This is a genomic window from Bradyrhizobium canariense, from assembly GCF_018130465.1.
GTDB classification, from domain to species: domain Bacteria; phylum Pseudomonadota; class Alphaproteobacteria; order Rhizobiales; family Xanthobacteraceae; genus Bradyrhizobium; species Bradyrhizobium canariense_C.
This window is the reverse complement of the sequence record NZ_JAFCKJ010000003.1, coordinates 721206-745719: the sequence shown is the minus strand read 5'-3', so window position 1 is coordinate 745719 and position 24514 is coordinate 721206. Positions and strand designations below refer to the sequence as shown.

At 63.1% G+C, this 24514-nt stretch carries 28 protein-coding genes; 23 read left to right on the top strand and 5 right to left on the bottom strand.

From position 1 onward, the window contains the following. The first annotated feature begins 35 nt into the window (after nt 1-35). The 9 genes from JQ591_RS12400 (at nt 36) to JQ591_RS12360 (ending at nt 7892) form a co-directional block, all read left to right on the top strand. Nucleotides 36-1220: a serine hydrolase domain-containing protein gene (locus JQ591_RS12400; RefSeq protein ID WP_211396254.1), complete on the top strand. Its 1185-nt coding sequence runs from the start codon at nt 36-38 to the stop codon at nt 1218-1220. 97 nt (nt 1221-1317) lie between these two features. Beyond that, nucleotides 1318-1527 carry a YgaP family membrane protein gene (locus JQ591_RS12395; protein ID WP_211396253.1) on the top strand — a complete coding sequence of 70 codons (210 nt, stop codon included), beginning with the start codon at nt 1318-1320 and terminating at the stop codon, nt 1525-1527. Next, nucleotides 1524-2045 carry an RNA polymerase sigma factor gene (locus JQ591_RS12390; protein WP_211396252.1) on the top strand — a complete coding sequence of 174 codons (522 nt, stop codon included), beginning with the start codon at nt 1524-1526 and terminating at the stop codon, nt 2043-2045. The genes JQ591_RS12395 and JQ591_RS12390 overlap by 4 nt, the downstream gene beginning before the upstream one ends. Before the next feature lie 3 nt (nt 2046-2048). Further along, nucleotides 2049-2396 (top strand): carboxymuconolactone decarboxylase family protein, encoded by a 348-nt coding sequence (locus tag JQ591_RS12385; RefSeq protein WP_211396251.1) that lies wholly within the window; start codon nt 2049-2051, stop codon nt 2394-2396. Between the two features lie 34 nt (nt 2397-2430). Next, nucleotides 2431-3096 carry a DUF429 domain-containing protein gene (locus tag JQ591_RS12380; RefSeq protein WP_211396250.1) on the top strand — a complete coding sequence of 222 codons (666 nt, stop codon included), beginning with the start codon at nt 2431-2433 and terminating at the stop codon, nt 3094-3096. Nucleotides 3097-3210: 114 nt separating this feature from the next. Beyond that, nucleotides 3211-4785: a hypothetical protein gene (locus tag JQ591_RS12375; protein ID WP_211396249.1), complete on the top strand. Its 1575-nt coding sequence runs from the start codon at nt 3211-3213 to the stop codon at nt 4783-4785. A 32-nt stretch (nt 4786-4817) separates the two neighbouring features. Further along, on the top strand, nt 4818-6752 hold the full coding sequence (locus tag JQ591_RS12370) for a hypothetical protein (protein ID WP_211396248.1): 1935 nt from the start codon (nt 4818-4820) through the stop codon (nt 6750-6752). 52 nt (nt 6753-6804) lie between these two features. Continuing rightward, the gene (locus tag JQ591_RS12365) at nt 6805-7089 is read left to right on the top strand and encodes a hypothetical protein (protein ID WP_211396467.1); all 285 of its coding nucleotides are present in this window, start codon (nt 6805-6807) and stop codon (nt 7087-7089) included. A gap of 98 nt (nt 7090-7187) precedes the next feature. Further along, nucleotides 7188-7892, top strand: coding sequence for a glutathione S-transferase family protein (locus tag JQ591_RS12360; RefSeq protein ID WP_211396451.1), 705 nt, complete (start codon nt 7188-7190; stop codon nt 7890-7892). A 2-nt stretch (nt 7893-7894) separates the two neighbouring features. Here JQ591_RS12360 and JQ591_RS12355 read toward each other — a convergent pair whose 3' ends face one another. The 3 genes from JQ591_RS12355 to JQ591_RS12345 all read right to left on the bottom strand — a co-directional run bounded on the left by JQ591_RS12355 (nt 7895) and on the right by JQ591_RS12345 (nt 9899). After that, complete coding sequence (locus tag JQ591_RS12355) at nt 7895-8677, bottom strand: sulfite exporter TauE/SafE family protein (protein ID WP_211396247.1); 783 nt, start codon at nt 8675-8677, stop codon at nt 7895-7897. A 3-nt stretch (nt 8678-8680) separates the two neighbouring features. After that, on the bottom strand, nt 8681-9313 hold the full coding sequence (locus tag JQ591_RS12350) for a TetR/AcrR family transcriptional regulator (protein WP_211396246.1): 633 nt from the start codon (nt 9311-9313) through the stop codon (nt 8681-8683). A gap of 214 nt (nt 9314-9527) precedes the next feature. After that, entirely contained in the window at nt 9528-9899 is a 372-nt protein-coding gene (locus JQ591_RS12345; protein WP_211396245.1) for a tRNA-binding protein, read from the bottom strand. A 105-nt stretch (nt 9900-10004) separates the two neighbouring features. Here JQ591_RS12345 and JQ591_RS12340 point away from each other — a divergent pair, with 105 nt between their 5' ends. Next, the gene (locus JQ591_RS12340; RefSeq protein ID WP_211396244.1) at nt 10005-10379 is read left to right on the top strand and encodes an ArsC family reductase; all 375 of its coding nucleotides are present in this window, start codon (nt 10005-10007) and stop codon (nt 10377-10379) included. 3 nt (nt 10380-10382) lie between these two features. Here JQ591_RS12340 and JQ591_RS12335 read toward each other — a convergent pair whose 3' ends face one another. Continuing rightward, a complete protein-coding gene (locus JQ591_RS12335) occupies nt 10383-11030 on the bottom strand; it encodes a hypothetical protein (protein WP_211396243.1) in 648 nt (215 codons plus the stop codon). A gap of 341 nt (nt 11031-11371) precedes the next feature. Between JQ591_RS12335 and JQ591_RS12330 the strand changes: the two genes are divergently transcribed. The 7 genes from JQ591_RS12330 (at nt 11372) to JQ591_RS12300 (ending at nt 17854) form a co-directional block, all read left to right on the top strand. Continuing rightward, nucleotides 11372-12127 carry an ABC transporter ATP-binding protein gene (locus JQ591_RS12330; RefSeq protein WP_211396242.1) on the top strand — a complete coding sequence of 252 codons (756 nt, stop codon included), beginning with the start codon at nt 11372-11374 and terminating at the stop codon, nt 12125-12127. After that, on the top strand, nt 12120-12866 hold the full coding sequence (locus JQ591_RS12325) for an ABC transporter ATP-binding protein (RefSeq protein WP_211396241.1): 747 nt from the start codon (nt 12120-12122) through the stop codon (nt 12864-12866). The genes JQ591_RS12330 and JQ591_RS12325 overlap by 8 nt, the downstream gene beginning before the upstream one ends. 33 nt (nt 12867-12899) lie before the next feature. Further along, complete coding sequence (locus JQ591_RS12320; RefSeq protein ID WP_211396240.1) at nt 12900-14123, top strand: ABC transporter substrate-binding protein; 1224 nt, start codon at nt 12900-12902, stop codon at nt 14121-14123. 71 nt (nt 14124-14194) lie between these two features. Next, nucleotides 14195-15058 carry a branched-chain amino acid ABC transporter permease gene (locus JQ591_RS12315; RefSeq protein ID WP_027569632.1) on the top strand — a complete coding sequence of 288 codons (864 nt, stop codon included), beginning with the start codon at nt 14195-14197 and terminating at the stop codon, nt 15056-15058. A 1-nt stretch (nt 15059) separates the two neighbouring features. Continuing rightward, entirely contained in the window at nt 15060-16028 is a 969-nt protein-coding gene (locus JQ591_RS12310) for a branched-chain amino acid ABC transporter permease (RefSeq protein WP_211396239.1), read from the top strand. 158 nt (nt 16029-16186) lie between these two features. After that, a complete protein-coding gene (locus tag JQ591_RS12305; RefSeq protein ID WP_211396238.1) occupies nt 16187-16831 on the top strand; it encodes a DUF47 domain-containing protein in 645 nt (214 codons plus the stop codon). Between the two features lie 15 nt (nt 16832-16846). Beyond that, nucleotides 16847-17854: an inorganic phosphate transporter gene (locus tag JQ591_RS12300; protein ID WP_211396237.1), complete on the top strand. Its 1008-nt coding sequence runs from the start codon at nt 16847-16849 to the stop codon at nt 17852-17854. Here the strand turns inward: JQ591_RS12300 and sugE are convergent. Beyond that, nucleotides 17847-18161, bottom strand: a complete 315-nt coding sequence (sugE, locus tag JQ591_RS12295; RefSeq protein WP_027569634.1) for a quaternary ammonium compound efflux SMR transporter SugE — start codon at nt 18159-18161, stop codon at nt 17847-17849. The genes JQ591_RS12300 and sugE overlap by 8 nt on opposite strands. Nucleotides 18162-18330: 169 nt before the next feature. Between sugE and JQ591_RS12290 the strand changes: the two genes are divergently transcribed. The 6 genes from JQ591_RS12290 (at nt 18331) to JQ591_RS12265 (ending at nt 24488) form a co-directional block, all read left to right on the top strand. Further along, nucleotides 18331-19950, top strand: a complete 1620-nt coding sequence (locus JQ591_RS12290; RefSeq protein ID WP_211396236.1) for a peptide chain release factor 3 — start codon at nt 18331-18333, stop codon at nt 19948-19950. Nucleotides 19951-20109: 159 nt separating this feature from the next. Then, entirely contained in the window at nt 20110-20688 is a 579-nt protein-coding gene (locus JQ591_RS12285; protein ID WP_211396450.1) for a hypothetical protein, read from the top strand. A gap of 71 nt (nt 20689-20759) precedes the next feature. Further along, nucleotides 20760-21344: an NnrU family protein gene (locus JQ591_RS12280; protein WP_211396235.1), complete on the top strand. Its 585-nt coding sequence runs from the start codon at nt 20760-20762 to the stop codon at nt 21342-21344. A gap of 136 nt (nt 21345-21480) precedes the next feature. Further along, on the top strand, nt 21481-23073 hold the full coding sequence (locus tag JQ591_RS12275; RefSeq protein ID WP_211396234.1) for a class I adenylate-forming enzyme family protein: 1593 nt from the start codon (nt 21481-21483) through the stop codon (nt 23071-23073). Nucleotides 23074-23240: 167 nt separating this feature from the next. Further along, nucleotides 23241-23894, top strand: a complete 654-nt coding sequence (locus JQ591_RS12270) for a tetratricopeptide repeat protein (protein WP_211396233.1) — start codon at nt 23241-23243, stop codon at nt 23892-23894. Nucleotides 23895-23936: 42 nt separating this feature from the next. Further along, nucleotides 23937-24488: a hypothetical protein gene (locus JQ591_RS12265; protein WP_211396232.1), complete on the top strand. Its 552-nt coding sequence runs from the start codon at nt 23937-23939 to the stop codon at nt 24486-24488. Nucleotides 24489-24514 lie beyond the last annotated feature (26 nt).

The window sequence follows — 24514 nt, the reverse complement described above, 5'->3', positions numbered from 1 at the left end:
GCTATATCGATCCCAACCATCATTGGGGGAAGCACATGGACGCCAGAACACCTGATTTTTCCGCCGCGCGGACGGCGATGCAGCGTTACGTCGATCAGGAGATCATTCCTGGCGCATCCTGGGCGGTGCTGCGGGGCCGCGAGGTCGTCGACCAGCAATGCGTCGGCTTCGCCGATCGCGAAGCGAAGACGGCGCTCCAGCCCGACCACATTTTCCGCGCGTTTTCCAATACCAAGATCGTCGTCACCTGCGCGATCATGCTGCTGGTCGAGGAAGGCCGTATCGGGCTCGATGACGTTGTCGAGAAATTCCTGCCGCAACTCGGCAATCGCAAGGTGCTGAAGCCGGGCGCTTTGAGCCTCGCCGACGTCGAGCCGGCGAAGAGCTCGATCACGATCCGGCAGCTTCTGACCCATACGGCCGGCCTCAGCTACGGCATCTTCGATCCCGGCTCGGTGCTGTTCAAAGCCTATAACGAGGCGAGCGTTCTCAATCCGTTGACGCCGCTGACCGGCATGATCGACCAGCTCGCCGATCTGCCGCTGTCCTATCATCCCGGCTCGTCCTGGGAATATTCGGTTGCGACCGATGTGCTCGGGCGTGTCGTGGAGGTCGTGTCCGGCAAACCGCTCGACGCCGTGCTCAAGGAGCGCATCTTCGAGCCGCTCGGCATGACCGACACCGGCTTCCACGTGCCGGACGCGCAGCAGGGCAGGCTGGTCGCGTTGTACAATGGTGCCGACGTGCTGGACCCGATGAAGCCCGGCCTCACGCGCGCCGACCATCTGCCTTATCCGCAGGCTTATCGGCGGGCGCTACCGCGGCTGTCGGGCGGCAGCGGTCTGGTCTCGACCTTGCCCGACATGCTCGCTCTGGTACGCGCGCTGCTGCCCGGCCCAGATGCGCTGCTGAAGCCGGAGACGCTGCGGCAGATGATGACGAACCAGTTGCCCGCCGGCCAGACCATCCGCTTCGCCAATCTCGGCCCGATGGCCGGCAAGGGTTTTGGCCTCGGCGGCGCCGTCACCTTCGCGCCGATGCCGTTCGATCCCCCGAATTCGACCGGCGAATTCCAGTGGGGCGGCCTTGCCGGCACCCATTGGTGGATCTGCCCGCAGGCCAATACCGCCGGCGTGTTGATGGCGCAGCGCTACATGGGTTTCTGGAATCCGTTCTTCTTCGAATTCAAGCGTCTGGCCTATCAGGCCGCCGGAGGCTGATCGCGAAAAAATTGCACGTTCCCGCGAATCCTTTTGGGTCGTCGCGCCCTCTCTTGACGGTCGAGGCATTTTGCTTCGGCTCATCTCGGAGGATGTGATGGCATTTTACAGGAAGAACATCGGCGGCCTGCACCAGGCCGTGCGGATTGCCTTGGGCGTCGCGGTGGCGGTCGCGGCGTTGGTGTATCTCACCGGCGCCGCGGCGTGGCTGGTTGCGCTCGGCGGCGCCGGCTTCGCGCTGACCGGTCTCGTCGGCTATTGTCCGATGTGCGCGATGGCCGGCATCGGAAAGGGAGGCGTGTCGTGAGCGCCGCCGCAATCTCGCCGGACCTGTTCGAGGCCGCGCGCCTCGGCGATCCCCAGGCGATCGCGTCTCTGCTCGAGACGGCGCAGCCGAACATCCGCCGCTATGCCCGCGCCACCTGTCGCAGCTCAGCGGATGCCGAGGATGCGACGCAGGAGGCGCTGTGGATCCTGTTCCGCCATGTCGGCACGATCCGGTCGTGGCTGGCGTTTTCGGCCTGGCTGTTCAGCGTGGTCCGCCGCGAATGCCTGCGGCTCGCCCGCAAGGCAGGCCTCGCGCCGGCGATCGACGACGGGGAGGCGGAGGCGCTGCTGCTGTCGCGCCCCGAAGCCGATTTGCGACTCGACATCGCTGCGGCCTTCGAGGCGCTGCCGCCGCACTACCGCGATGTCGCGCTGATGCGTGACGTCAAGGAAATGACCATCGACGAAATCGCTGTCGCACTCGGTGCGACCCGGCAGACCGTGAAGGCACGCCTGCATCGCGCCCGCGCCCTGATGCGCGAATATCTGACGAGATGAGCCATGACCGATTATCAAAGCGCTGACGATCTGAAATCCATCCCGGCCTTCGTGGCGCTCGCGCCGGTCGAGGCTAACGCGTTCCTTGCGTTCAACCACGCGGTCGAGCGCAAGGACGGATTGATCCCGCCAAAATATCGCGAGCTGATCTCGCTCGCGGTCGCGCTCACCACGCAATGCGCCTATTGCCTCGACGTGCACACGGCGCAGGCGGCGAAGGCCGGTGTAACGCGCGAGGAAGTTGCGGAAGCCGCGTTGATTGCGGCGGCGGTTCGCGCCGGCGGCACGCTCGGCCATGCGTTGTTGGCGCAGCGCCTGTTTGAGCGACATCGGGGCGAGGAGCCCGGATAGAGGAGCGGACGGATGTCCGTCGGGGATCAGGAACTTGCCAAACTATCTCGGCCTCGATGGCTTCCGCTTCGGCTGGGTCGCAGCCTGGATCGACCACCGCGGCGATCACGGCTTTGATTATTCGCCCGGTCTCACGCGGTTGCTCGCGCTACCGCATGCCCGGGCGATGATCGACATGCCGATCGGATTGAAACGGAGCGGGTATCGCATCTGCGATTTGCGCGCACGCGAGCTGGTCGGTCCTGCCGTGTTTCTCGGCGCGCGCCGCGACCTCTGGAGATTTGCCGACATGGCCGCAGCTAACCGTCACTACTGGGAGCGCGAGGGCAAGGGCAGGGGCGTGTCGGCGCAGCTCTGGAACATCAGGGACAAGATCAGGGAGGTCGACGCGATCATGACGCCGACGCGGCAGGCGACCATCGGCGAAGCGCATCCGGAGTTGATCTTCTGGAATCTGGCAGGGCGGGTCCGGCTCGCAAAGAAGACATCGGCGGAGGGCCGCGAGCAGCGCATCGCACTCCTGGAGCAGCGTGGCTTCGCGCGGCTTCCGAAATGGCTGACTCAGCGACATGGCACCGGCATCGGCCGCGACGATCTCATCGACGCCTGTGCCTGTGCGATCGCGGCGCGCGACAGCACGCAACGGTTGGGCGGGGAGGAGACCGACCCGCGCGGGCTGCGGATGGAGATCAATTATTGAGGCTGCCGCAATGGAGGTGCCGTTATCGTCGCGCGAATTGACGCAGGCACTTGACTTTGGTGGACGTCAATACAACCATAGCTTGAGCTGCGCCACGAGGTCTTTGGGGGAGGGATGGCACCGCGAATTTTATTGTTTGTTCTTTCATCTATTTTTGTTGCTCTTCTCGAATTGGTCTTGGCAAACGAGGCATCTGCGGACCTAAGAGGCCGCATGAATGCATGTTTTGCGCAGATCAAGGGGGAGCCGACCGGCAGGGGCTTCAAGAAGGGGTGGACGTCTACCTGCAATATTCCGTCCGAGCTGCTCGCCTACGAGACGGCCGCCGGCGCGGTCGACGGGGACGCTGGAGCGGAGTTTCCATTCGTCGCTTCGGGAGCCGCGTGTATGAAGCCGCTGCCGAAAAGTATCGCCTATGACGGCGCGCGATGCGGTAAGGCGAATAATTTCATCGCGACCTACAAGACGTCGGTTGTTCGGATCAATTTGCCGGGTGGCCGATGTATGCACGCGATCCCCTTGCTGCTTACCGACAAGACGGAGGGATTTACCTGCACATCGTTGCGTGCACGTGTTGCATGTATGAGGGGCCAGGCAAGTGAGGATGGCAAGACCCGAGTGTCATTGTCATCCGTGCTGACCGGAAACGGGTCAATCGGCGAGGTCACAATAGGCGAAGATCCCAAGGCCGGCGAACCTCTGTTTCAGCAGTCGGAGGGCCAGCCACTGTTTGCCCTCATGCCGACCGTGTTTGACAACTATGGACAGCAGCGGTCGACTATTCGCTTTCTGCAAGCGCAACTGTCGTCGATTCGGCAGAGCTGCGAAGGCGAGCATTCTGCCCAGCATTGTTCGGGGCAGTCGCCGTACCATGCTGAGCGGCTCCTGCTGGAGCAACTGCGGCGGGCATGGACGCCCAGATCGTGGATTTCCGCGGCTGAGAAGACGGCCGATAAGGAAAGTTTCAAGGCTGCGGTACATGCCGTCGCGACCGGGCCGAGCGCGACCAAGGATCGCAAGGCGCTCTTGCAGAGCATCGTGGCCAACGAGATCGGGGTCGACTCCCCATATCAGGTTCTGGATGCCATCACGGACATGAGTGGGCCGAGTTGGGGGGCTAACCAGATCGATATCGGCGCCAATGAGGATGAAGAGATCGCATTGTACTGGCGGATCATGTCGGATCGTCAGACCACCGATCCGACATCGCCGCTCGGCAGGGCCGTCCAATATAAGGCCTGCTTCTCCGCGCCAATCAGGCACTACTACGTCAACCAGCTCAATGGCTTCTATTCAACCGTCGCAGATTTCAACAAGGCGCTTCGCGCCCCCAGAGGGCAGGGCTCCTACAACAGTTTCTTCATCGATTGGCTCCTGAGCGAAACCGATCGAGCGGCCGGCTATGCCGGCTTGTTCAAGGAGAGCACGTTCGCCCGTTTGTTTTATGTGGATGTGAAGAATCAATTCGGACCGAGGAGAGCGAACGCAATCAGGGACGCGGGACTGGAGTTCACCCCTGGCTGGCTCGATCGCTGCGGGCAAATTTCTGCCAAGGAAGAGGATGTTGTGAAGCTTGTGCGTGATCGTGTGAATGATACGCGGAAGGCGGATATCGACCGCCGGGTGCACAATTTGCGCAAATCCATCAACGCGGTCTACGGCGGGGACGGTCGCACAGGCTGCAATTGAGCAGGTTGTTGGGAAGGGGGCGGGGGAGATTCATGCACGCGTTTTGGTTGATGTCGTATTGGCCGCGATCGTTGAGGCTGGCGGTCGCACTTCTTTCATCGTCAATGATTGTGGCTGCTGCAGATGCGGCCGAGTCGCCGTTGAAGGACATCCGGCTCAGCGCCGACGGAGCAGGCCCCTCTCACATCTTCTGGCTTTCCGGAGCGACTTCGACACCATCGAATGCAGATGTGATCGGCGTAATCGACCCTTTGCTGTCCGCGATCCGCCTCTATTCGGTGCGTCGTTCCTCGGGAGGCGAGGCGCTTGAGGGGCGGCTGCAGGCACTGGGGTCATGTGCATTGCCCGTCTCCTTCCGTCCGTGGCGAGTGCTGCATGTCAAGGATGAGGTCCGTATTGAGAGTATGCCGAGGCCAGGGAGTGATGGGCACAACGCCAACCGTCAGGCCTTCAAGTCGGACGTTTATGTGATCACGCGCGACTTCGCAGCAACGGCGTCGCCGGGCGCTCTGACGCTTGCAGGGTCCCAAATTGCGACCCCGCAATGGAATCCGGCGAACGCCCTGCAGTGCGGGACCCTGACTCTCACCGATGCGCCAGTGGGGCGGTCCGCGCCTTTTACGGCAGTGCGCGGGGCCAACCGTCCAAAGCGGACTATCATCTGGCGCAGCACCGCCGACTCTCTTTCAGCCGGCGAGCCGATGATTGTTCGAGCACGGACCGGCGGACTCTACTATCTGGTCAGCGTCAAGGAACTCGAGCCCGCGCCCCCGCGCAGGGTCGTCTTGATCACCGAAGGAGTGCCGACGTCGGACGGAATGGTGCGCCTGAATCAGAGACTCCTGTTGTTTGGCGAAAATGGCTCGAAGCCGTTGCGAGAAATCGGCTTTGACGACACACATTTTCGCAGCAAGCTCGGCCAGAAACCGTTGGCCGTATTGCCAACAGGCGAGGTGTTGGCGATGGGGCGGGATTTGATCCCACTGGCTGGCGATGCCGGCTCCGATATTGCGTTTCGCATTCAGTCGTGTGGATTCCTCGGACAAAATGGAACGTCTCAGACGTCACTTTGCTCCGACGCGGGTAATGTGGTGGAGAGTCGACATAACGCGGACACCATCCCTTCGCAGGCTGCTCGGCAGGTTGTCGATCCTTCGCCAGCAGTTGTTGCGAGAAAGGAAACTGCAAACTCGATCTTCTCGAACGTCAAGAAATTCGCAGAGCTGCCGTGGGAAGTTGACGCCTCGGTGCTGCCTGAACCCTGCCGGACCATCGACGGCTGTCTTCCTAGCGGGGGTCGAAAACCCTTCGTTGCGCTCAAGGGCATCCGACTGACGCGGGGAAGCTACAGGCAAATTGGCTTTCCCTACGCACAGACGGAGTCGTTTCGCGACGTCGATGCTTTCTTCGAGGCCGTAGACCAGAGGCGGCTCACCATCGCTCTGCAAAATGTGCTGACGAGACCGGCGGGGTTGCCGGGCAATCTCAAGGACGATTTCCGGGGAGACCTCGGGATCGATTGTTCGGCTTTTCTTCAGGCGGCGTGGAGTGGTCGAAGCGCAGATCCCGACGATCGGATCTCAACCGGCGTGCTTCAGAACGAGAGGCTTCGGTTCGTTTGTCCAGACAGGCTGCCTGACGTCTCCCATCTCCGGAGTGGCGACGCGATCGGGATACACGTGAGCCCCGGCGCTGATCACGTGGTGCTGTACGCAGCCAACGTGGCGTTCGATGGAGCGAGCGAGTTCTGGCTGGTTCAGGAGTCGACCAGTGCGTGTGACGGCGTCTGTTGGTCTGTTTACGACCCTTCCTTCTTCAATGGTTGGGGCCTTTATCGTGCCTCCAATCGTTCGGACAAGAGTTGCCCGCAATCGAATCCGGAAGCCTCTATCAGCGCCACATCATTCCCGACAGACTACTCGAACTGGCGCAACGCCGTAGTCCGAGGGCTGCCCCTGCATCGGTAGGACTAGCTTCGCAGACGGGATAGCCGATGGTGTCGAAGCAAATCAGCTGGCGGTGGCACGAAAATCAATTCGGTTTGTCCGTCATGGCTCCATCGTTTTTTGGGAAAAAGCTGCAATTTATTTGAAGCTTGCAGGAACAGACGATGGCCGGCCCGCGTTCCTCGTGCGAACCGAATACGGAGAAGCTCGTCCGATGAGGGATGCCAGTCAATTCGCGACCGCGATGCTTGCGCTCGTCTTCACCGGAGCATTGCTCGTCACCGGCCAACTCTTCATCGAGCAACGCGCTCAGCGCGATGTGACTTTCGCCGTCAGCCATTTGCTGCGGCCATTGTGACCTGATCCCGTGCGGGAAATGATCTGACCACTCGACCTTGCGTCGTTCGTCCGCTCGCCTAGATTAGGCGGCATCTCATGAACGAAGCCGGGGTCCTGATGTCCGATCTGTCCGCCTTTCCCGTCACCAAGCGCTGGCCGGCCAAGCATCCGGAGCTGCTCCAGCTCTATTCGCTGCCGACGCCGAACGGCGTCAAGGTCTCGATCATGCTGGAAGAGATCGGACTTCCCTACGAAGTCCACCTCGTCGATTTCGGCAAGGACGACCAGAAGACGCCGGAATTCCTCTCGCTCAATCCGAACGGCAAGATCCCCGCGATCCTCGACCCCAACGGTCCCGGCGGCAGGCCGCTGCCGCTGTTCGAGTCCGGGGCGATCCTGCAATACCTCGCGGAGAAGACCGGCAAGCTGCTGCCGCAGGATGCCGCGCGCCGTTACCAGACCATCCAGTGGCTGCATTTCCAGATGGGCGGCATCGGGCCGATGTTCGGCCAGGTCGGCTTTTTCCACAAGTTCGCCGGCAAGGACTTCGAGGACAAGCGGCCGCTCGAGCGCTATGTGGGCGAAGCCAAGCGCCTGCTCGGGGTGATGGAGACACATCTTGCCGGCCGGCAATGGTTCATGGACGACGACTACACCATCGCCGACATCTCCATGCTCGGCTGGGTGCGCAACCTCGTCGGTTTCTACGGCGCCGGCGATCTCGTCGAGTTCAGCCAGTTCAAGTCGGTGGGGGCCTGGCTCGAACGCGGGCTGGCGCGTCCGGCCGTCGAGCGCGGGCTGAACATTCCGAAGCGGCCGTAAAATCAGGATAGCGCCTTGTGGGTCATGTAGAGCGCCATCAGCAAGATGAGGGCGATCATGACCCGGCGCAGCACCGATTTGCTGACACCGTTGGCTGCGCGTGCGCCGAGATCGGTGCCGACCCAGAGGCCGGCAAGGATGCCGATGATGGCCGGCCAGCCGACCATGAGTCCCTTGCTCCAGTAGATCCAGGCTGCCGGAATGTTGGTCGGGATGACCGAGAAGACGAGGCTGACGAGCTGCGCCTGATGTTGGGGCACCCGCAGGCCCGCCGCGAGCCCGACGGTGATCGCCAGCCCGCCGCCGATGCCCATGAAGCCGGAGGAAAATCCGGCAAGCATGCCGATGAGGAGCAGGGGCAGCCAGGGCAGCTTGTCTCGGTCGCCGGTCTCGTTGCTCTTGTCCTCGCGGTCGCGGCGCAGGATCAGGAGAGCGATCAGCGCGACGAGATAGACGACGTAGGTCCATTGCAACACCGAGTCGGAGACCGCCGCCGCGGCGTAGCCGCCGCCGGCGCCGCCGAAGAGAAATCCGATGCCGATCCAGACGATCCACAGCAAGGGGCTGCGATTGCCGCTCTGCCAATAGCGGCGAACGCCGGCAAGTCCTGTCGGTGGAACCTGCGTGATCAGCGATGTGCCCTGGGCGACGTGTTGCTCGGCGCCGAGCAGCAGCACGCTGAAGATCACGAGACCGCCTCCGGGGCTCGTGCCCATGAAGCCCGATGTCAGCCCGCCGATGAGACCGACCCCAATGCCTGCGAGCAGGTCATGGATCCCCGACATCGCTCAGCTCCTGGTCCGTCGTTTGACGTCGACCTTCGGGGTGCGAAATCCATCGATCACGCCGGCCACGGCCGCCATGCAGGCCTCGATGTCAAAATCCTCGCCCCAGCATTTCTGCAGCACAAAGCCCTGGAAGATTGCGATCAGCACGCGCGCGGTCGCTTCCGCATCGAGATCACGCTTGATGAGGCCGTCATGCTGGCCGCGCTCGACCAGCGCGACGATCAACGCGCGCGGCATGTCGATGCCTTCGACGATGCTGGTGCGGACGCGGCGGTTGCGCAGGGCCTCGGCCCAGCCATGGATGCCGACACGGCGGCGCGCTTCGCCGGCGGGGTCGGTGAGCCATTGCGCGTAGACGCCGACCAGCGCGTGAAGTCCTTCGATCGGATCGCCCGATCCTTGCGCAACCGAGTTGAGCACGGCCTCGCGGCGATGCCGGTCGTCGGCCAGCGCCTCGATCAAATCGTCCTTGCTCTGGAAGTAGAGATAGACCGCCCCGTGGCTCAGCCCCGACCGTTTGACGATATCGGCCATCCCGGTCTGGTGAAAACCGTCCTCGGCGAAGCAGGCGAGGGCGGCTTCGAGGATCTGCTGCCGCCGGCCTTCGCGTTGCTTATCGCTGATCTTGGGCATCCGGGCGTCCATAAATAACTGACAGATCGATCGTTTTAGGTGCTCATCAGAAAGAGCCTCGCCGATGTCGATCAAGATAAAAAACGATCGGTCAGTCACTTTTATTATCGAAGAGAGGCCCGGTCAAGCCGGACGGCCCGGAGTGGGGAAACAGGAGGGTTGAATCGTTAGAGGGGCGCCGCCAGGCCAGGGCCCGTCCCTCAGGCGCGCGGTGCTAGAACAGCCGTCCGCCGTTCGGCACGGGCTTGCTCGGCTGCACCAGCACGACCTTGCCGTCGGCATCGGGGAAACCGAGGGTCAGCACCTCCGAGACGACCGGGCCGATCTGGCGCGGCGGGAAATTGACGACGGCCGCGACCTGTTGGCCCACTAGTGTTTCGAGAGGATGGTTTTCGGTGATCTGCGCCGAGCTCTTGCGCACGCCGATCGCGGGACCGAAGTCGATCCACAGCCGCCAGGCCGGCTTGCGCGCCTCCGGGAACGGCTTTGCATCGACGATGGTGCCGACACGGATATCGACCGCGAGGAAGGTGTCGAAGTCGATGGTCGGCGACGCGGTCGCGGCGGAATCATGGGTGACGTGCATGGAGTGTCCGTTCGGAGAGTTGGCGTCGTTCGCAATATTGTCGCGCGAACCGGAGTTGCGTACAACGCCGGAGCATCACGATACGACGCATGCGCGAGGAATGTCTTGCCCAACATCATCTACGGCATCAAGAACTGCGACACCATGAAGAAGGCGCGCGCCTGGCTCGACACCCATGGCGTCGCCTACGCGTTTCACGACTACAAGACGGCGGGGGTGGAGAAGGACAAGCTCAAGCAGTGGAGCGACAAGGTCGGTTGGGAGACGCTGCTCAATCGCGCCGGGACGACCTTCAAGAAGCTGCCCGACGCCGACAAGGAGGGTCTCTCCGAGAAAAAGGCGCTGGCGTTGATGCTAGCGCAACCATCGATGATCAAACGACCGGTGCTTGAAGTTGGCGGCAAGCTGCTGGTCGGCTTCAAGCCAGACATCTATGTCAAGGAAGTTACGACCAAGGAAGCCGCCGCCAAATCGCGCTGACCGCTAGTTCAGCTCGATGATCTCGGTGGGGACACCGGAGCCCTGCTGGTCCGCGAACTCGACCAGTTCGGCGGGCGCGATGCGGCCGGGGGCGCGATGGAACAGGTCGCGGTCGATCACCGCGCGCAGTTTTGGGCGCGGCAGCGCGTCATTTCCGCGCATCAGATTCTTGATCTCGAAACCGCCGTCCTCGCAGAAGGTCTTAAGCGATGCGATGATGTGACAGACCTTGCCCTCTGTCTGGAACGGCAGCAGCAAGCGCTCGTAGGCGACGATGCGCCCGTAGATGTCGTCGACGTCGGCAACGCTGTAGACGGGCAGTCCGCGCGCCACGCATTCATAGTAGATCGGCATCACCAGGGGCGCGAGTCGCGGGCCGATATAGTCGTCGAGCAGAACGCCCTTGCCTGTGTGTCCATAGGCGCGCGAGATGCGCGTACCTTCGCTCTGGATGGTCAGACGGGGCGTCGGCGCGGAAATATCGACCGTATAATAGATGAGATCGGAGAGCTCTTCCTCGAGCCGCGCAGGCTGGTACTCCCAGATCGCCGGGGCCGTCTGCTCGCGCGCATAAAGCCGCAGCCACGTGTTGAGGAGATCACGCTGCCTGATCGACTTGACCACAGAAGGAGCGGCGCTTGCAAAATCCAAGACAATATTCCCGACGTATAAAACCCGCGCATGATCCACGTTGCGGGAAAATTTTCTATGAAGGCTGGCGCATGGAACGAAAGACCGTTAACGACGGCTTGATGACCGGCGCTTTGCGAACCGGGAGGCCGGGCAGGCGCGACATCAAAACACGTCCGACTAAGGGAGCATAAGTCTTCCGGCCGGAGGCCTGACCTGCTCAGCTTTCCGCCTTGCCTAACCCCCGTCACCTCCGGCATATTCCGCGCCCGGAGGCGGCGTTCCGGAGAGGCTCCAAGGCCTCCGGAAAGCCGAAGCAACAAGGATAGCCACGCGCGTTGTGCGGGCAGGGGGAAAACTGTTTGGCCGATGAGTTCATTCTCGAAACGGAAGGCTTGACCAAGGAGTTCGCGGGCTTCTTCGCCGTCCGCGACGTTGCGCTCAAGGTTCGCCGTGGGAGCATTCACGCGTTGATCGGCCCGAACGGCGCCGGCAAGACGACGTGCTTCAATCTTTTGACCAAGTTCCTCAAACCGTCCGCCGGAAAAATCCTGTACAAGGGGCAGGACATCACCGCGATGGCGCCCGCCGACGTGGCCCGCCTGGGGCTGGTTCGCTCGTTTCAGATCTCGGCGGTATTTCCGCATCTCACCGCGCTGGAAAACGTCCGCGTCGCCCTTCAGCGCCAGCACGGCAGCTCCTTCGATTTCTGGCGCTCCAAATCCGTGCTCAACCAGTTCAACGATCGCGCGCGCGAGCTGTTGAACGATGTCGGCCTCAGCGAGTTTGCCAATACGCCCGCGGTCGAGATGGCCTACGGGCGCAAGCGCGCACTGGAGATCGCAACCACGCTCGCGCTCGACCCCGAGATGATGCTGCTGGACGAGCCGATGGCCGGCATGGGCCACGAAGACATCGACAAGATCGCGGCGCTGATCAAGCGCATCTCCGCGAAATATACCATCCTGATGGTCGAGCATAATCTGAGCGTCGTGGCCAATCTCTCCGACATCATCACCGTGTTGACGCGCGGGCAGGTGCTGGCGCAAGGCCATTACAGCGAGCTCACCAAGGACGAACGCGTCAAGGAAGCCTATCTGGGAGCCGGTCATGGTTGAGATTGCAACCGCGGACGCTCCCGCAAAGGCCGCGAGCGGCGGCAACATCCTCCAGGTCCGCAACCTGGAAGCCTGGTACGGCGAGTCCCACATCCTGCACGGGATCAACTTCGACGTGAACGCGGGCGAGGTCGTCACCCTGCTCGGGCGCAACGGCGCCGGCAAGACCACCACGCTGAAGTCGATCATGGGCATCATCGGCAAGCGCACCGGCTCGGTGAAGTTCAACAACCAGGACATCATCCGCACGACCTCGGACAAGATCGCGCGGATGGGTATCGCGTTCTGCCCGGAAGAGCGGGGAATTTTCTCCAGTCTCGATGTTCGGGAAAACCTGCTGCTGCCACCGGTGGTGCGTCCCGGCGGATTGCCGCTCGAGCAGATATTCGATCTGTTTCCGAACCTGAAGGAGCGGCTCAACAGCCAGGGAACCAAACTCTCCGGCGGCGAGCAGCAGATGCTCGCGATCGCGCGCATCCTGCGCACCGGCGCGAACTTCCTGATGCTGGACGAGCCGACCGAGGGTCTCGCGCCCGTCATCATCCAGCAGATCGGCCACACCATTGCGCGGCTCAAGAAGGAGGGTTTTACGATCCTCCTGGTCGAGCAGAACTTCCGGTTCGCATCCACCGTCGCCGACCGCTATTACGTGGTCGAGCACGGCAAGATCATTGACGGATTTTCCAATGCGGAGCTTGCCGCCAACATGGACAAGCTCCACACCTATCTCGGCGTCTAGAACTGCCAACAAAAAGATTCATAAGGAAGTAGCATGATGACAAAGTCGATTGCGTCGTTTCTGCTCGGCACGGCGCTGGCCGTGACCGCCGCTGGTGCAGCCTTCGCGCAGGACAAGACCGTCAAGATCGGCGCGCTGTCCGATCAGTCCGGGCTCTATGCCGACCTCGGCGGACCGGGCTCGACGCTCGCCGCCCAGATGGCCATTGAAGATTCCGGCCTGGCTGCGAAGGGCTGGAAGATCGACATCATCTCGGGCGATCACCAGAACAAGCCCGACATCGGCACCGCGATCGCGCGGCAATGGTTCGACGTCGACAAGGTCGACGTCATCGTCGATGTGCCGAATTCCGGTGTGGCGCTTGCGGTCAACAACGTCATCAAGGAAAAGAACGGCGTCTATATCAACTCGGGCGCGGCGACCTCGGATTTGACCAACGCGCAGTGCTCGCCCAACACGGTGCACTGGACCTACGACACCTACATGCTGGCCCACACCACTGGCCAGGCGCTGGTGAAGGCCGGCGGCGACACCTGGTTCTTCCTGACCGCGGACTACGCCTTCGGCGCGGCGCTGGAGCGCGACACCACCGCTGTCGTTACCGCAAATGGCGGCAAGGTGGTCGGCGGCGTCAAGCACCCGCTGAACACGCCGGACTTCTCGTCCTTCCTGCTCCAGGCGCAGGCCTCCAAGGCCAAGATCATCGGCCTTGCCAATGCTGGCGGCGACACCACCAACACGATCAAGCAGGCGGCCGAGTTCGGCATCGTCAAGGGCGGCCAGAAGCTTGCGGCGCTGCTGCTGTTCCTCACCGACGTCAAGGCGATCGGGCTCGAGACCGCACAAGGCCTCAACTTCACCGAGACCTTCTACTGGGACATGAACGACCAGACCCGGGCGTTCTCCAAGCGCTTCGCCGAGAAGATGAAGAGCAACGCGCCGCCCACCATGGTGCAGGCCGGCGTCTACGCGGGCGTGCGTCACTATTTCAAGGCACTGGAAGCGCTCGGCGGCAACCCGCATGACGGCGCCAAGGTCGTCGAGAAGATGAAGTCGATGCCGACGGAAGACGATCTGTTCGGCAAGGGCGAGATCCAGCCCAACGGCCGCACCATCCACAATGCCTATCTGTTCGAGGTGAAGAAGCCCTCCGAGTCCAAGGGACCGTGGGACTTCTACAAGCTGGTCGGCACGGTGCCGGGCGACCAGGCCTTCACGCCGCTGTCCGAGAGCAAGTGCGCGCTGTTGAAGAAGTAAGATAACCGCCCGCAGGCCATCAGGCCTGCGGGCGACTTTCAGGGAACGCCGAAGGACCGGGTGCGGGATCGATGCAGGCTCTTTACGCTCAGCTACTGGTGGGACTGATCAACGGCTCGTTCTACGCGCTGCTCAGTCTCGGGCTTGCCGTGATCTTCGGCATGCTCAACATCATCAATTTCGCCCATGGTGCGCTCTACATGATGGGCGCCTTCGTTGCCTACTTCCTGCTGAACCTCGGCGGCATCAACTACTGGTGGGCGTTGCTGTTTGCGCCGATCATCGTCGGCATCTTCGGCATGATCCTGGAACGGACCATGCTGCAATGGCTGACCGGGCTGGATCATCTCTACGGCCTGCTCCTGACCTTCGGCATTGCGCTGATCGTGCAGGGCGTGTTCCAGAACTACTTCGGCTCCTCCGGCCTGCCTTACGCCATTCCCGACCAGCTCAAGGGCGGCATGAATCTCGGCTTCATGTTCCTGCCGGTCTATCGCGGCTGGGTCGTCATCTTCTCGCTGGTGGTCTGCATCGCGACCTGGTTCCTGATCGAGAAGACGCGGCTCGGCGCCTATTTGCGCGCCGCCACCGAAAACCCGACGCTGGTGCGTGCCTTCGGCGTCAACGTGCCGCGCATGATCACGCTGACGTACGGCCTCGGTGTCGGCCTTGCCGCGCTTGCCGGCGTGCTGTCGGCGCCGATCAACCAGGTGCGGCCGCTGATGGGCGCCGACCTCATCATCGTGGTGTTCGCGGTGGTCGTGATCGGCGGCATGGGATCGATCATGGGTTCCATCATTACCGGCTTCGCGCTCGGTGTGATCGAGGGCCTGACCAAGTATTTCTACCCCGAGGCCTCCAACACCGTCGTGTTCGTGCTGATGGTGCTGGTGCTCTTGGTGAAGCCAACGGGATTGACGGGAAGGGCGGCCTGATATGACAGCCTTGACGGACGACACGCTGCCGGTAACCCCGCGCGCGATCCGCGACGAGATGATCGTGTTCGTGGTGATGGCGCTGCTGCTGGCTTCGGTGCCATTCACGGGAGTCTACCCGTTCTTCGTGATGCAGGCGCTGTGCTTCGCGCTGCTCGCGTGCGCCTTCAACCTGCTGATCGGTTACGGCGGTTTGCTGTCCTTCGGCCATGCGATGTTCCTGGGGACGGCCGGCTATTGCAGCGCGCATGCGCTGAAGGTATGGGCACTGCCGCCGGAACTTGGCATCCTCGTCGGTGTCGCCGGTGCTTTCGTGCTCTCGCTCATCACGGGCTATATCTCGATCCGCCGCCAGGGCATCTATTTCTCGATGATCACGCTGGCGCTGTCGCAGCTTTTGTACTTCATCTACCTCCAGGCGCCGTTCACCCACGGCGAAGACGGCATCCAGGGCATTCCGCAGGGACACCTGTTCGGCGTCTTCGATCTGACCAAGCCGACCGTCCTCTACTACGTCGTGCTGGTCGGCTTCCTCGCCGGCTTCCTGCTGATCTTCCGCATCATCAACTCGCCGTTCGGCGAAGTGCTGAAGGCGATCCGCGAGAACGAGCCGCGGGCGATCTCGCTGGGTTACCGGACCGATCAGTACAAGTTCCTGGCTTTCGTCCTGTCCGGCACGCTGGCGGGCTTTGCCGGATCGCTGAAGGTATTCGTGGCGCAGAACGCCTCGCTCACCGACGTACACTGGTCGATGTCGGGCGAAGTCGTGCTGATGACGCTGGTCGGCGGTCTCGGCACCGTCTTCGGCCCCGTGGTCGGCGCCTTCGTGATCATCGCCATGCAGCAATATCTGGCGGGGTTCGGCCAGTGGGTGACCGTGATCCAGGGCTCGATCTTCGTGATCTGCGTGCTCACCTTCCGCCGCGGCGTCATCGGCGAAATCGCGCATTACTTCCGGCGGTCGCTGTAAGTCATTGATATAGTAGAAAATTCGTTGCCGCGTGAAAGCGGTGGATGATCCGGCTCCACGGGCGTGAGGTGGCACGCGCGTGGATCGAAAATGGTCTATGACAGTTTCATGACGGCCCGCTTGGGCCGGGCCATTATCCAACCGGTAGTCTCTCCCCCATGATGCGATTGTTTCGCGCTTTCCTGCCCAAGGAAGAACGGTTCTTCGACCTGTTCGACCGCCACGCCCAGACCGTGATCCAGGGTTCGATCGCGCTCCAGGGCATGCTCAACGGGGGCGAGGAGACGCCGGTCTATTGCCAGCGCGTCAACCAGTTCGAGAACGATGCCGACAACATCACCCGTGAGGTGCTGACGGCGGTGCGCCGCACCTTCATCACTCCGTTCGACCGCGGCGACATCAAGAACCTGATCACCTCGATGGACGACGCCATCGACCAGATGCAGCAGACCGCCAAGGCGGTGATGCTGTTCGAGGTCCGCACCTTCGAGCCGCCGATGCGGGAGATCGGCGGGCTTCTGATCGAATGCGCCAATCTGGTCGGTCGTGCGCTGCCGCTGATGCAGAAGATCGGTCAGAACGTGGCCATGCTGACCGCGATCACGGAAGAGCTGACCAAGCTCGAGGGGCGCGTCGACGATCTCCATGACATCGGGCTGAAGGAACTGTTCCTCAAGCATCGCGACGGCAACACGATGGATTTCATCGTCGGCGCGGAGATCTACGACCATCTCGAGAAAGTCGCCGACCGCTTCGACGACGTCGCGAACGAGATCAACAGCATCGTCATCGAGCAAGTATAGGGCAGGGGCCGCGCCGTGGATGTTGCGTTGGGTCTTCCCGTCCTGGTCGGACTGATCGCCGTCGCGCTGCTGTTCGACTTCCTGAACGGTCTGCACGACGCCGCCAATTCGATCGCGACCATCGTCTCGACCCGCGTGCTGCGGCCGCAATACGCGGTGTTCTGGGCTGCGTTCTTCAATTTCGTCGCCTTCATGGTGTTCGGGCTGCACGTCGCCCAGACCATCGGCACCGGCATCATCGATCCCGCGATCGTGGATGCGCAGGTGATCTTCGCGGCGCTCGTCGGCGCCATCGTCTGGAACCTCGTGACCTGGGCGCTCGGCATCCCATCGTCCTCGTCTCACGCATTGATCGGCGGCTTGTTTGGTGCCGGCGTGGCCAAAGCCGGGCTCTCGGCTGCGGTCTGGAGCGGATTGTCCAAGACGGTGATCGCAATCGTGCTGTCTCCGCTCGTCGGCTTCCTGCTCGCGATGGTGCTGGTTGCGATCGTTTCCTGGGCCTCGGTGCGCTCCACGCCCTTTGCGGTGGATCGCGCCTTCCGCATCCTGCAATTCGCCTCCGCCTCGCTCTATTCGCTCGGCCATGGCGGCAATGATGCGCAGAAGACCATGGGCATCATCGCGGTGCTGCTCTATTCGCAGGGCCAGCTCGGCGGCGAATTCTTCGTACCTTTCTGGGTGGTGCTCTCGTGCCAGGCCGCGATGGCGATGGGTACGCTGATGGGCGGCTGGCGCATCGTTCGGACCATGGGCCTGCGCATCACCAAGCTGACCCCGATGCAGGGCTTTTGCGCCGAGACCGGCGGCGCCGCGACCCTGTTCATGGCGACTTTTCTCGGTGTTCCCGTCTCGACCACCCACACCATCACCGGCGCCATCGTCGGCGTCGGCGCCGCCCGCCGCCTCTCGGCGGTGCGCTGGAATGTCGCGAGCTCGATCGTCTATGCCTGGGTGATCACGATGCCGGCCTCTGCCATCGTCGCCGCGCTGACCTGGTGGGCGGTCAAGATCTTCGTCAGGTAACCAGCTTCAGCCCGACAATCCCGGCGACGATCAGCCCGATGCTGGCGAGGCGGAACGCGGTGGCCGGCTCGCCGAACAGGATGATGCCAAGCGTCGCGGTACCGACCGCGCCGATGCCGGTCCAGACGGCATAAGCGGTTCCAATCGGTAGCGATTTGAGGGCGAGCCCTAGCAGGATGATGCTGCCGGCCATGGCACCAAGCGTGAGGACCGACGGAACGAGCTTGGTGAAGCCCTCGGTATATTTGAGGCCGATCGCCCAGGAGATCTCCAGCAGACCGGCGACGAACAGGATGCTCCAGGCCATGACGACCCTCCATTCAAGGCAGGGTCGTCCCCGCGACTGGCGTGCTGATGGGAAGGGAAGGCCGTCCCTCCCAACCTGATCCCAAGCCGGATATGGGGCTGGCCGGAAGGCTCCGCAATCACCAGATGAGGCTTGATCAGGCTCATTTTCCCTGCCAAACGCTGCCGCAATGTCCGACATCGCCACCACAGCCGAATCGACGGCCCGTTCCCCGCTTGCCGCAGAAGTGGCGCGGCGGCGCACGTTTGCGATCATCTCGCATCCGGACGCCGGCAAGACCACACTGACCGAAAAGCTGCTGCTGTTCGGTGGCGCCATCAATCTGGCCGGTCAGGTCAAGGCCAAGGGCGAGCGGCGCAACACGCGTTCGGACTGGATGAAGATCGAGCGCGAGCGCGGCATCTCGGTCGTGACCTCGGTCATGACCTTCGAGTTCGAGGGGCTGGTGTTCAACCTGCTGGACACGCCGGGCCACGAGGACTTTTCGGAGGACACCTATCGCACGCTCACAGCGGTCGATTCCGCCGTCATGGTGATCGACGCCGCCAAGGGCATCGAGGCGCGCACCCGAAAGCTGTTCGAGGTGTGTCGTCTTCGGGACATCCCGATCATCACCTTCATCAACAAGATGGACCGCGACAGCCGCGACGTCTTCGAGCTCCTCGACGAGATCGAGAAGACGCTGGCGCTCGATACCACGCCAATGACCTGGCCCGTCGGCCGCGGCCGCGATTTCCTCGGCACCTATGACGTCGTCAATGGCGGCGTGCGCCTGCTCGAAGGCGGCGGCGCCAAGACCGGCGCGGCGCAGCAGATCGAGATCGCCGAGCTCGGCAAGCTCAACGCCAATCTCGACGTGTCGGCGGTCAAGGACGAGCTCGAGCTCGTCACCGCGGCTTCAAAGCCGTTCGAGCTCGAAGCGTTTCGCGAGGGCCATCTGACGCCGGTCTATTTCGGCAGCGCGCTGCGCAATTTCGGCGTCGGCGACCTGCTGCAAGGACTCGGCAAGTTCGCGCCCGAGCCGCGCGCGCAGGAGAGCGACCAGCGCAAGGTCGAAGCCACCGACCCGCGCATGAGCGCCTTCGTGTTCAAGATCCAGGCCAACATGGATCCCAACCACCGCGACCGCATCGCTTTCGCCCGTCTGTGCTCCGGCAAGCTGAGCCGCGGCATGAAGGCCAAGCTGGTCCGCACCGGCAAGAGCATGCCGCTGTCGAGCCCGCAATTCTTCTTCGCGCAGGACCGTTCGGTGGCCGACGAGGCCTTCGCCGGCGACGTCGTCGGCATTCCCAACCACGGCACGCTGCGCATCGGTGACACGCTGACCGAGGGCGAGGATTTCAACTTCGTCGGCGTGCCGAGCTTTGCGCCGGAAATCGTCCGCCGCGTGCGTCTTACGGATGCGATGAAAGCGAAGAAGCTGAAGGAAGCGCTTCAGCAGATGTCGGAAGAGGGCGTGGTGCAGGTGTTCCGCCCGCGCGACGGCGCGCCCGCGTTGGTTGGCGTCGTCGGCGCGCTCCAGCTCGACGTGCTCAAGGCGCGTCTGGATGCGGAATATTCCCTGCCGGTCGAATTCGAGGTCAGCGAGTTCCAGCTTGCGCGCTGGGTCTCGTCGGACGACCGCAAGAAGCTCGATACCTTCATCGCTGCCAACACCTCCAGCATCGCCGACGATGTCGACGGTGATCCCGTATATCTGGCGCGGAACGAGTTCTATCTCGGCTACACCAGGGAACGTGCCGAGGGCATCGAGTTCACCAACGTCAAGGACGTCAAGAAGAAGGGTTAGGGCGTAGCTCCGTCCGCTCCTCACCCTCCGCTGTCATGCCCCGGCTTGACCGGGGCATCCAGTACTCCGGGGTTGAACGCGAGCACGTGAACGCCGGCGGTCTTGACGTTGTCGGAGGTAATGCCACGTTTCAGTCTTGCGGTGTTGTGAGCTCGCATGATGTGGCGCGGCATCCTTGTTATTCTCCTGCTGGCGATCGCGACGATCGCCGCCGATGCGCGGCCTCGACAGATCAACCCCATTCCGTTTTCGCACGAGCCGTGCAGCGTGCTCGACGGCCGGCCCTGCACGCCGTCCTATTGCAGCCCGCTCGAGCATGGCCCCTGCATTCCCGAGATCGACTATCCCTACGGCCAGAACCTCCAGCTCACGATCCAAAGCGTGCCGGCGGAGGCCGATCGCACCAAATACCAGAAGCCCGATCACGATCTCGATACGATCGGCGATCTCTTCGCCGAGCTGCGCACCTGCTGGTCGCCGCCAACGGACAATGCGCGCGCGGGCATGCAGATGGCCGTGCGCTTCAGCTTCAACAAGTCGGGCGGCCTGATCGGCCCGCCGCGCCTGACTTATGCGACCGCGGGCGTCCCCGCCGAGACGAGAACCACCTATCTCAATGCGATCAATTCATCGTTGAACGCCTGCCTGCCGCTGAAATTCACGGGAGGCCTGGGCGGTGCCCTCGCCGGGCGGCCGATCGCGATCCGGTATGTCGACAATCGCGAGATCGGCAAGTAGCGCATCAGTTGCGACCCGCGGCCAATCGGTGATACGCCATGGGCTGGGGCGCTGGTTGAGGGGAGAATCTCGTGGGTCTGCTGGTTATGATCCTGGGGCTTGCGCTGTTTTTTGCGGCGCATGTGTTCACGACGAAACGCGAGGCGCGCGCGCAGGCAATCGCGAGACTGGGCGAGGGGACTTACAAGATCCTCTATTCGCTCGCCTCGCTCGCGGGGCTTGCGTTGATCATCTGGGGCTTCGCCCATTACCGTGCGACCGGCTGGATCGACGTCTGGTATCCGCCGAAAGCATTCAAGCACATCACGCTCGCGCTGATGCTGCCCGCGGTCATCCTGGTGGTTGCGTCATATCTGCGCGGCCGCATCTATGCGACGCTGAAGCATCCGATGCTGGCCGGTATCAAGCTGTGGGCGGCGGCGCATCTTTTGGCCAATGGCGATCTCGGCTCCATCATCCTGTTCGGCTCCTTCCTGGGCTGGGCAGTGTATGATCGCATTACGCTGAAGCGTCGCACCGATGGCGGCGGCCCGCCGATTCCGGTGGGCGGCGTCACCAACGACCTGATAGCGGTCGCGGTCGGGATCGTCGCTTATCTGGCGCTGGCGTTTGCGTTCCATCCGGTCGTGATCGGCGTTCCCGTGATGGGTGGATAGCGCATGATCCGGAAAAGTGTGCAGCGGTTTTCCGGTAAGATCATGCGCCGACTATAAGGGCAGCCGATCAACACAAGACAGGACCGGCATGCCCATGCGCGGAAGGTAACAAGAGCAACAAGCCAAGGGCTTCCCGATGGACTGGTCGCAATCTCAGATCCCGCCGATGCGGTTCGAGGCGCGCTTCGGCGATCGGGTGGTACCGGCATTTTGCGATCGGCCATCGAGCCTCTGGGAAATGATTGCGGGCGCCAGCGCCCGCAATCCCGATGGCGAAGCGCTGATCGCAGGCAATGTCCGTCTCAGCTGGCGGGAGGCCGCGGAGCAGGCTGCGCGGATCGCGGCGGGCTTTCGCAAGCTCGGATTGCAGCGCGGCGATCGTGTCGCGATCCTGCTCGGCAACCGCGTCGAGTTTCCGCTGCTGCTGTTTGCTGCCGCGCATGAGGGGCTCGTCACGGTGCTGCTCAGCACGCGCCAGCAGAAGCCGGAAATCGCCTACGTCCTCACCGATTGCGGCGCAAGGATACTGATCCACGAGGCGGCGCTCGCGGAGCGTCTGCCAGATGCGCGGGATGTGCCCGAAATGGTCCACCGCATCGCCATCGACGGCGATCCGGCTCTGTCGCGTTTCGCGGTGCTGGCAGACAACGCGCCGGCCCCGGCGCCGGTCGAGACGAGCGAGGAGGACACCGCGATGATCCTCTACACCTCGGGCACGACGGGCAAGCCGAAGGGCGCGATGCTGGCCCATTGCAACATCGTCCATTCGTCGATGATCTTCGTGTCCTGCCTGCAATTAACGGCGGCCGACCGCTCGATCGCGGCGGTGCCGCTCGGCCACGTCACCGGCGTGGTCGCCAACATCACGACGATGATCTGCTGCGGCGGCGCGCTCATCATCATGCCGGAGTTCAAGGCCGCCGATTATCTCAAGCTCGCCGCGCGCGAGCGCGTCACCTACACGGTGATGGTGCCGGCGATGTACAATCTCTGCCTGCTGCAGCCCGATTTCGAGAGCTACGATCTGTCGAGCTGGCGCATCGGCGGTTTTGGCGGCGCACCGATGCCGGTCGCGACCATCGAGAAGCTCAAGGCGACGATTCCCGGCCTCGAGCTGGCGAACTGCTACGGCTCGACCGAGACGACATCGCCGTCCACGATCATGCCGGGCAAGTTGACGGCAAGCCATATCGACAGCGTCGGCCTGCCGTGTCCGGGCGCGCGCATCCTGGCAATGGGGGCGGACGGGCATGAGCTGCCGGATGGCGAAATCGGCGAGCTCTGGATCCAGAGTGCCTCCGTCATCAAGGGCTATTGGAACAATCCGAAGGCCACGGCCGAAAGCTTCACCAGCGGGTTCTGGCATTCCGGCGATCTCGGCTCGGTCGACGCAGAGGGATTTGTCCGGGTGCTCGACCGGCAGAAGGACATGATCAACCGTGGTGGCCTGAAGATCTATTCGGCCGAGGTCGAATCCGTGCTGGCCGGCCACCCAGCCGTGGTCGAGAGCGCGATCGTTGCCAAGACATGCCCGGTGCTGGGCGAACGCGTTCACGCCGTGGTGGTGACGCGCGCGCCGGTGGACAGCGAGGCCTTGCGAGCCTGGTGCGCGGAGCGGCTATCCGACTACAAGGTCCCGGAAACCATGGCGATCACCGCGGAGCCGTTGCCGCGCAATGCCAATGGCAAGGTGCTGAAGCGGCAGCTGCGGGAGCTTCTGGGAACCTGAGCCGGGCAGGCGGCCTCCGGGCGATCCCGGGTGGTTAACGCCTTGATCGCGCTCGCTTTGCCTTGCCACCGCCATATCGTTAGGCTACCTCGCCGCCACACGGGGGACGGGATTCCTGACGCGACTGCCTTGGCGCGCGCACCCGGACGGGCATGGGATTAGCATAAGTGTCTGAATTATTTGACGAAGTCGACGAGGAAGTACGTCGCGAACAGCTCAAGAAGCTGTGGGACAAGTATTCGATCTTCTTCATCGCCCTGATGGTGCTGATCGTCGCCGCCGTGGGTGGCTGGCGCGGTTACCAGTATCTGGAGGCCAAGAAGGCCGCAGAGGCCGGCGCCGCCTTCGAGAAAGCTGCCGAGCTGTCCGATCAGGACAAGCATGCGGAGGCCGAGGCGGCCTTCACCGAGCTCGCCGCCAAGGCTCCATCGGGCTATCGCACCCTGGCGCGGCTGCGTGCTGCGGCCGAGGCGGCGGCCCGCGATCCCAAGGCAGCCGCCAAGCTGTATGACGACATTGCCGCCGACCGCAGCGTCGGCGGCGAGTGGCAGGATCTGGCAAAGGTCCGCGCCGCAGGCCTCCTGCTCGACAGTGCTGGCTATGCCGACATGCAGCAGCGGCTGGAAGCCTCCACCGCGCCCAAATCGACCTTCCGTCACAGTGCCCGCGAGATGCTGGCGCTGTCGGCCTGGCGCAACAACGACATGACTGCGGCCCGCAAATGGCTCGACGCGATTGCCGAGGACGGTGAAACGCCGCCCGGCCTGCGCTCGCGCGCCGAGGCGCTGCAGGCCCTGCTGCCGCCCGTCGCCAAGAGCTGAGTCAAGAGCTGACGGCCCCGAGAGCTGAGACGAGATACCGATATGCGCCGCACGCCACGCTTGATCGCAGCCGCCGTCCTGATCGCCTTCACGGGCGTGCTGGGCGGTTGCTCCAGCTTCGATCCGAGCGACATGCTCGACTTCCTCGATACCAAGAAGAAGCTGCCGGGCGACCGCAAGCCGGTGTTCCCGGAAGGCGTGCCGGGCCTCGAGCAGGGCGTGCCGAAAGACATGTACAGGGGCGCGCAGCAACAGCCGGATCCGAACGCGCCTGCCGTTGCGGCCTTGCCTGCGGAGCCTCAGCCCGAACCAGCCAAGCCGGCGAAGGGCGCCAAGGCGAAAAAGACCAGGCAGCCGGCCGCCGCTGCAGTCGCGCCGGCTGAGGCGCCCGCCGGCGAAGTCGATGGCGAGGCCCAGCCGGAGGCGGCGCCGCCCGCGGCCGCTCCGCCGCCCAGGCAGAAGATCGTGCGCAAGCGCACCACCGCGCCACCGCCCGATCAGCCGGTCCAGCAGGCGCAACCGACCCAGACCACCCAGCAGCAATCGCAGGGCGCCTTCCCGGCGCCAATGCCGAGCGGCAGCTTCTCGCGCTAATTTTTCATTTCATTGACAGGCGCGGC